Raw genomic sequence first — 7,409 nt, 5'->3', positions numbered from 1 at the left:
CAGCATGCCCACACTTGATCAACTACGGCCAGCAGACGCGCCGATCATTTTGAAACGAGTTGTAAGGGCGACCACCTGACGGCACGTGAGTGCCGCTCGCAGCTATCGCATCGCGAGATTGAGTTTTCGGTGTTGACGGCTACTTGCAATCGCATCGAGCGACCGCAGGTTCACCGTCCGACCAAATCTGACCATAGTCAGACTTGGTCGGCATGTCGTTACTCCAACCGGGTGGGGCTTTGGTCAGCCCTGGTCAGTTGGCTACACTTGCTTCCATGGGCAACGGAACCGCGGGCTTGGCCCCGTTCGAGCGTGTCGCTGCTGCACTTCGGGAGGGGATCTCAAGCGGACGGTTGAAGCCTGGAGACCGCTTGCCGAGCAACCGTGATCTGGCTGAGCAACACGCGGTTTCGCTGCCAACCCTTCAACGCGCGGTTGCGCTGCTTCAGCAAGAGGGCTGGCTGGTCTCGCGCGCCTCGGTCGGGGTGTATGTCGCCGATGAACCACCGGCTGAAGCACCGATCCTGTCCCTGGCTGATGTGCGGCAAGCTCTGGCCGAGCTCAGGAGCGCCGTGGCCGCGCTGGAGAAGCGTCTCGATCGCATCGAAGCGGCGGATCGGTGAGCGGTGTTGTGTGCCATGCCTCTATGAAAGCCGCGATTGACCAGCGGAAACAGGGCACACTCGGGGGCACACTCGAACACTGGGGGCACAGTCGGAGGTGAGATGGGGGGCAATGAGCAGCTGGCTGCTCTGATGCGTCAGGCCGGCTTCCTCAGGGAGGATGGATCCGTCGGACTGAAGGTTTTCGCACGCGCTGTTGGGGAGCAGGCCGGTAGGACGTACACGCACACCTATGTGCGCCGCTGGCTGGACGGGATGATCCCGCGTGACGAGCAAACACGGCGGGCGATCACCGACGCGCTCGCCAAACGCCTGGGCCGGCCGGTCGAGCCACACGAGGTGGGCTTCGGTGGTAGCCGGAAGGTCTCCCCTGACCTTGGGCTCTCTTATCCGGACAAGGCGTTGGACGGAGTCAGCACCCTCGGCGGGCTATGGCAAGCCGATCTGGACGGCCTGACAACACTCCTGAGCGCGCCGGCCAATGTCGCAGCCTGGAACGAAGCATCGCTGTCCTGGCTGGTCTCCACCCGACACGACCTGATCAGCGGCACCGGAAGGCGGCGCATCGGCCCTGCTGACATCCTCGGGATTCGTAGCACCACAGAGATGTTCGACCGCCTCGACGGCCAACACGGCGGCGGTCACGCGCGGCGTTCACTCGTGGAATTCCTTCGCACGGACGTCGCGGCTGTGCTGCAAGGTACGTACACCGACGAGATCGGCCGGGACCTCTTCCGTGTCACCGCCCAGGCGACACTGCTCGGAGCCTGGATGTCCTACGACGCCGGCCTTCACGGCCTGGCGCAGCGGTACTTCATTCAGGCGCTCCGACTCGCCGAGTCGACCGGCGACCGCTTGCTCGGCGCGAGCATCTTGGACGCCATGAGTCACCAGGCGACGTTCCTCGGCAACTTCCGAGAGGCCGCCAACCTCGCGCGAGCGGCGAGGATGGGAACCGAGACCGCAGGATCAGCTCTGGCGCTCGCGCACTTCTACGCGATGGAAGCGCGAGCACTTGCGCGCCTAGGCGACGCCGCAGAGTGCGACCGCGCGATGTCGGCGGCTGTAAGCCAATTCGAGCGTCGAAACCCCGACTCCGACCCAGCAGAGTGGTTCGGATACTTCAACGAGGCTGAGCTGGCTGCCGAGCTGGGTCACTGCAACCGGGACCTGGGGCGGGCCGTCGACGCCAGCACCTACGCGTCCCAATCGCTGGGCCCCTCCCCTAGCGGCTACGTTCGCAGCGACTTTTTCGCCACCATGGTGCTCGCGGACGCCTACCTCGACCAGGGCGACGCAGAGCAGGCATGCGAGGTCGCGCTCGGCGCGCTCCAGATCGGGGAACAGCTCAAGTCGGCCCGATGCGGGGCCTACGTCGACGAGTTCAAGCAGCGCCTCGCCCGGCTGGGCAACAGCCGGGCGGTTTCGGACTTCATCGAGCAGGCCGCGCACACGCGCCTCTGGAGGCCACAGGACGCTAGAACGGTGCCCAGTCGCGGCGGTCTCCCCCGGTCCTGATCGCAGCCACCCGCTTGCGGACCTCGGCGGCCGCACGTTCGTCGGTGCCGGCCTTTCGCGCTAGCCAGAGCGTCATCGCGACCTCACGGTAGTCGGCGAGTACCGGGTAGCCGGGCCAGGACATGATGTCCCAGCCGTAGACCTCGACGAATTGGCGGTACTCCTCCTCGGTGTGCCAGCCGAAGCGCTCGTAGAACAGCGCCGTCTGCACCAGGTCCCACTCACGAGGTCCAACGGCAAAGCTATCGAGATCAATAAGCAGCGGGGTGCGATGTCGATCCAAGATCACGTTTCCAACATTGGCATCCCCATGGATCGCCCCGGGCCGGAGCACAAAATCCAGCATCTCGTATCGGCTACGAAGGTTGTCGATACGCGCGTGCAAAAAGTCAGCGTCGACCGGGTCAATGTTGTGGAGGTTTCCCAGCTGTGCGTCCAGCTTGTCAAACGGTTCGTGATTCGGCAGGCTTAGCGATGATGGAGCGTCAAGCTGGTGTAGACGCTTAATTAGGTCCGCAACCTGGGCGACCGATGCATACTCCTCCCGCTCCGATGCCGACTCCCAAAGCGTGGCGACATAGCCACCGACTTCGAACGGCTGATCAAGGTCGAGGGCACGGGTTGCCGGGTAGTTCTCCTCAGCCAGCCAGCGAGCCACAGCAACCTGCCTCTTCGCACTCTCCCACGCCTCACTGCCAGCGCTTATTCGAACGATTACAGGCGAACTGAGCCGGTAAACAGCGTTGGAGCCAATGCGGATCAACTTCGCCGCCGCGGCTTCTACACCCGCCTGCGCAGAAACTGTCTTCAAAACTTGACGCGAAGACTCCTCGGTCAACACCACTGCCTCAGGCAACTACTACCCTTTCATTAAAACTTTCATCGCCTACGTGTCGATATTCGATTTCCTGATTGACACAGGCTGTCTACACCAAGTCGTTCGGCTCCTTATCCCAGACCATCTGAATGCTAGCGCCGTCATCTTTCGCCATAAACCAATTATCCGGTCGCAAAATCGTGGGCGGAAATTGACAGTGCGCGAACGGGTTATCGAACCTATAAACTTTCGGATCTCGGCCCGAGCGGGCATGCCACGCGGGCATCACCGCGAAAACACAGCTCAAGCGACGATTCCTACCTTCAGGGTTTCCCCTTGACATTGCAAAAAGCCCATTAGAAGCCCGCGTCAATTGTGCAGCGTCAGAATCAGACGGCGGAATTGCGAGCATTTTGTCCCCATATAAGGCGTTCACAATGTCCCAAAGTCCACAGGAACCGTCCCGAAAACAAACAGCTACCGCGAATGGCTTGTCGCGCAGATCGTATTTTCCGCCAGTCTTGCCCGTGAGACTTACACGCAAACGCTCACTATCTTTAGGAAAGCCAAAAACGGACGGACCCATAACAATTATGGGTTCATCGTCCGATGCAGGTTCGCGCCGCAGTCGAGGGAAGAATCGGAAGGAGAGCGTAGCGCCATCGTCTTCATACACTCGGCGTGGATGCTCGCCCGCTTGCGCCCCATCGCGCGGAGTACCCAACTCTAGTACGGTTTGACGAAGCCATTCTGAAATCTTCTTAATTTTGGGCTGCGCAGCCATTTCGTCAATCTCAATCGATACCCACCAATTCGTGGGTCGCACGCGAGAGTTTATCCCTTCCACCAAGCGCGCATTCCTAGCCACTTCGTCCTCGAAGTCTTTGCTCTGAAAGAACGTGCGAACCTCGATTGCAGCTACGTACTCCCCAGCCGAATAGATCCGGAAATCCGGGCCCCCTTCGCCGTCATCTTCATATCGGACGTCAAATCCGCCCTCAAATCTACTGTTCAAGTAAATTTCATCCAGCGCCTGCAAGAAGTTTATCTCGCCCCGCCCTTGAAGGCGACTGAGAACCATTCGGTTAGAAGGGAGCGACTGATACCACCTGTTTATCTTAGTCCGCGCGTTCTGCGCTTCCGTCGAACCAGAAAGGCGACACCATTCGCCTGAGCTTCGAAACGGCCCTTCGGAAGGGGCGTCCGGCTCCGGAAAGACAAGCTCCACTGGCACAGGTGGAGCGTAGTCCACGGGACGCATCGCTGGGCGAACGCGCATTCGGCCAGGTCAGGGCCGCCCTGCTCATAGCCCACCCAGTTTGGATGACTGTGATGATGCGCAACCCGAAGCGGCAGGTCAAGGACGACACGCGGGGAGGACATGCGGAACCCCACCTCGCTGCGGCCCGGCGCGGCTCCAGACCTACGCCCGTGGCCGCCACCTGGCCCCAAGCCCATCACGAGGGGTACTTGCGCACGTCAGCAAGCAGTTTGCGAATCCGTTCAAAACCCGTCCAGTGTGAGTTCGAATCTCACCGGGGGCACTCCTCCAGACCAGCCAGAATCGGCCCCTCACCTGCGAGAACAGGGTGAGGGGCCGATCTTGTGCTCTCCGGCTGCCTCCGGGTCCGACCGGCCGAATCCGGGTGCTTCCCCCCTATTCGCCCCCACGTTCCGGCGGGTCCGGCTCGACACCGAGCGCTCTCTCGATCCGCGCGTGCACCGCCGACTCCAGCCCCGCGATCACCTTCGCGTAGATCTGGTGCAACACCGCGACCGAGTGACCGGCCCACTCCGCGCACTGGGTCGAGGGGACCCCTGCGGCCAGCCAGGTGGATACGCACGCGTGCCGGAGGTCGTACGGGCGCCGGGCAAGCGGCGAGAGGTACTCCGCCTCGCTCAGCGCCGCCTTCCGCGCTCTGTCCCACACCCGCCCGACCGTGGATTCAGAGAGATCACCACCGGTCAGGTTCCGGAACAGGCGGCCGTCTGCCGCCGTACCGAACTCCCTGAGGTGGTCATGCAGGATCGCGGTCAGCGGAGGCGGACAAGGCACAGCACGGACCTCTCCCCGACCACGCTGCTTGAGCTGCCGTCGATCACGTCGCGCCCCGTTGTCGGTCCACGCCGCACCGGTGACCGGCGCCGTTTCCGACAACAGCAGCTCACCCCATCCTTCGTCCGGCAGCTCCAGATCCGCTTCCCGCAGCATCGCGGCCTCTTCCGGGCGTAAAGCCGCGTAGTACATGCAGGCGAAGTAGGCCACCAACGCCGGGCCTGCCGACCGACGAGGCTGTCCTGCCACTTTCTGAGCCGCCACCGCGCTCAGCAAGGCCTTGGCCTGGTCATGATTGATGACAACCCGCTTATCGATGGCACGCGCCGTTTTCGGCATCGTCCATTTCACTGTGGACAGCCTGTTCGTGGTGAGCGCCTTGAGTTCGACTGCGTAGTCCAACGCGTTGTGGAGCACAGCGCGCTTGCGGTACACCGTTTTGGCAGCAGCTTGCCTGCCATCCAGCTTCAGCGAAATCTGCTCCAGGACTTCACGCAGGACGGCTTCGTCGTTCAGGCGCGACACCGACACCGTATTCGCTTTGACCCATTTCAGCGCCCGCTCAATCTCCGGCGGTTTCGGGGTGTCTCGCCGTTTGGTGTTGAACGCCCATCCGGTCAGGGCGCGCCGGAGCACCTTCGGCTCCGGCGCCCCCTTCCCGGTGCGCAGCAGGGCGGGCGCGCCATGAATCGCCAAGCTCACCAAAGATCAACAAGTCACCGAGAAATGCTCATCCCGATTCGACCGATGGATGCGGGCTCAGGACTCCGGGCCGTCCGCGATCACGGTGCCCATCCAAGCGTGAAGTGCACCTTTCAGTTCTACCGGCTCGATGATTCGTACACGAGTCCCCAGTTGAAGAACTCGAACTGCGATCTCCTCAAGACTATGGCCCCCGAACGTGATGAGCGTTCGCTCGGCGCCGTCGGGTTCGAGTGAGCCCGCACCGGGTGGCACCAGGCGCTGGGCACGACCGAAGTCGATTTCTGCCTGCACGGTGGCGTAGAACGGATACTCGGCGAGCAGCATCTCGGACACCATGCGGGCGGCGTCGGGGGGCTCAACGAGGTTCGCCAGCCGTCCGGTCAGTTGCGCCTCGATGACACGATCGGCACGAAAAGTCCGCCACTCGTGCTTGCTGTTGTCGAGCGCGACCAGGTACCAGCGGTTGCGTGTTCGCACCAACTGCCAGGGGGCCACTTCGCGTGAAGTCAAGTTCTCCCGACGGTCACGATAAGTGATTCGAAGTGCTTCTCGGGCACGGCAGGCGGTGGCCAGCGTCAGGAGGACCGCGGGTGTCACCGGTTCCTCGGCCACGCGAGGTGTGTGCACGACAATGCCGAGGAATCCCTCAAGCCGTGCGGCCATTCGTGGCGGGAGCAAGCGTTGCAGCTTGGCCAGGGCAGTGAACGCGGCCCGGTCATGCCCGAGCAAGCCGGACAGCGCCGCCTCTTGCAAGGCCACCACGACGGCGAGCGCCTCATCATCGTCAAGGGGCAACGGAGGCAGCGAGGTGCCACCACCGAGCCGATAGCCGCCCCAGGGGTCGGGGTCCGACTGGATGCTGTAACCAAGGTCGCGGAGGCCGGCGATGTCTCGTCGCACTGTGCGCTCTGTGACCTGCAGTTCCGCGGCGAGCTCGCGGTTGGTCCAGGACGGCCGACTCGCGAGTGTCGACAAGAGCCGGAGCAGCCGTGCGGAGGGCTTGATGACACACGCTCCCTCGGATCGGATCAGGACAGGATCTGACCTGGTCGCGGCCTACTGTGGCAATCGGTTGGTACGGACCAGGACGCGAGACTGTCACGACGGGTGCTGGCTGCCGTGACCGACGCGCCGGGACTGCCGTCCCAGCGGATTGCAAGATCAACCACAGGTGTACGAAAAGGATGAACCGGACATGACCGAAGACAAGATCGACTTCAATGAACTCGATCCGAAGGTGATCGCCGACGTGTCTCAGCACAACAAGGCGCTGGTACTGGACTTCTACAGCGATCTCTCGGCTGGCAACCATCAGGGGGCGATGGATCGGCTGGACGAGGATCTGGAATATCGAGTCGGGGGCCACCCCGCCGAGTTCCCACTGGCCGGGGTGCACTCCAAGGCGGAGCTGATCGAGGTTCTCAGCAAGATCGACGCAGCCGTTCCCGGCGGCGTCCAAGTTGAGATCTTCAGTGCTATCGCTGAAGGAGACCAGGTGGTGGTCGAGTTCATCGCTCGAGGGGTCTCCGGCAGTGGCAAGACTTACGAGAATCGAGTGGCGTTCTCGTGTGAAGTCATCGACGGGAAGATCCGGAGAGTGCGAGAGTATCTCGACACGCTCCATGCCAACGCTGATGCGCCCCGGGTGCGGTGCAGGCTCTGATCCCAGGGAGGATGCGGAGCATGCCGG

At 62.6% G+C, this 7,409-nt stretch carries 7 protein-coding genes; 3 read left to right on the top strand and 4 right to left on the bottom strand.

The annotated features are described in order from the left end of the window. The first annotated feature begins 275 nt into the window (after positions 1-275). Both ABFX51_RS27405 and ABFX51_RS27400 read left to right on the top strand, forming a co-directional pair. Positions 276-623, top strand: a complete 348-nt coding sequence (locus tag ABFX51_RS27405) for a GntR family transcriptional regulator (RefSeq protein ID WP_346055332.1) — start codon at positions 276-278, stop codon at positions 621-623. Between the two features lie 102 nt (positions 624-725). Next, positions 726-2,141 (top strand): NsdA family TPR-like regulatory protein, encoded by a 1,416-nt coding sequence (locus tag ABFX51_RS27400; RefSeq protein ID WP_346055331.1) that lies wholly within the window; start codon positions 726-728, stop codon positions 2,139-2,141. Here the strand turns inward: ABFX51_RS27400 and ABFX51_RS27395 are convergent. The 4 genes from ABFX51_RS27395 to ABFX51_RS27380 form a co-directional block, all read right to left on the bottom strand. Next, entirely contained in the window at positions 2,101-2,985 is an 885-nt protein-coding gene (locus ABFX51_RS27395) for a phosphotransferase family protein (protein WP_346055329.1), read from the bottom strand. The two genes, ABFX51_RS27400 and ABFX51_RS27395, sit on opposite strands and share 41 nt — an antisense overlap. Before the next feature lie 82 nt (positions 2,986-3,067). Next, positions 3,068-3,997 carry a hypothetical protein gene (locus ABFX51_RS27390; protein WP_346055328.1) on the bottom strand — a complete coding sequence of 310 codons (930 nt, stop codon included), beginning with the start codon at positions 3,995-3,997 and terminating at the stop codon, positions 3,068-3,070. A gap of 618 nt (positions 3,998-4,615) precedes the next feature. Then, the gene (locus ABFX51_RS27385; protein ID WP_245783456.1) at positions 4,616-5,716 is read right to left on the bottom strand and encodes a tyrosine-type recombinase/integrase; all 1,101 of its coding nucleotides are present in this window, start codon (positions 5,714-5,716) and stop codon (positions 4,616-4,618) included. A 57-nt stretch (positions 5,717-5,773) separates the two neighbouring features. Then, positions 5,774-6,706 (bottom strand): helix-turn-helix transcriptional regulator, encoded by a 933-nt coding sequence (locus tag ABFX51_RS27380; protein WP_281245257.1) that lies wholly within the window; start codon positions 6,704-6,706, stop codon positions 5,774-5,776. 208 nt (positions 6,707-6,914) lie between these two features. On the opposite strand from ABFX51_RS27380, the gene ABFX51_RS27375 reads away from it, so the two are divergent. Further along, positions 6,915-7,382, top strand: a complete 468-nt coding sequence (locus tag ABFX51_RS27375; protein ID WP_346055326.1) for a nuclear transport factor 2 family protein — start codon at positions 6,915-6,917, stop codon at positions 7,380-7,382. The last annotated feature ends 27 nt before the right edge of the window (positions 7,383-7,409 follow it).

Origin of the sequence: Amycolatopsis dongchuanensis (genome assembly GCF_039542405.1) — a bacterium.
GTDB classification, from domain to species: Bacteria; Actinomycetota; Actinomycetes; order Mycobacteriales; family Pseudonocardiaceae; genus Amycolatopsis_E; species Amycolatopsis_E sacchari.
Note: the sequence above shows the minus strand (reverse complement) of the source record. Positions and strands in the feature narration are given on the sequence as shown.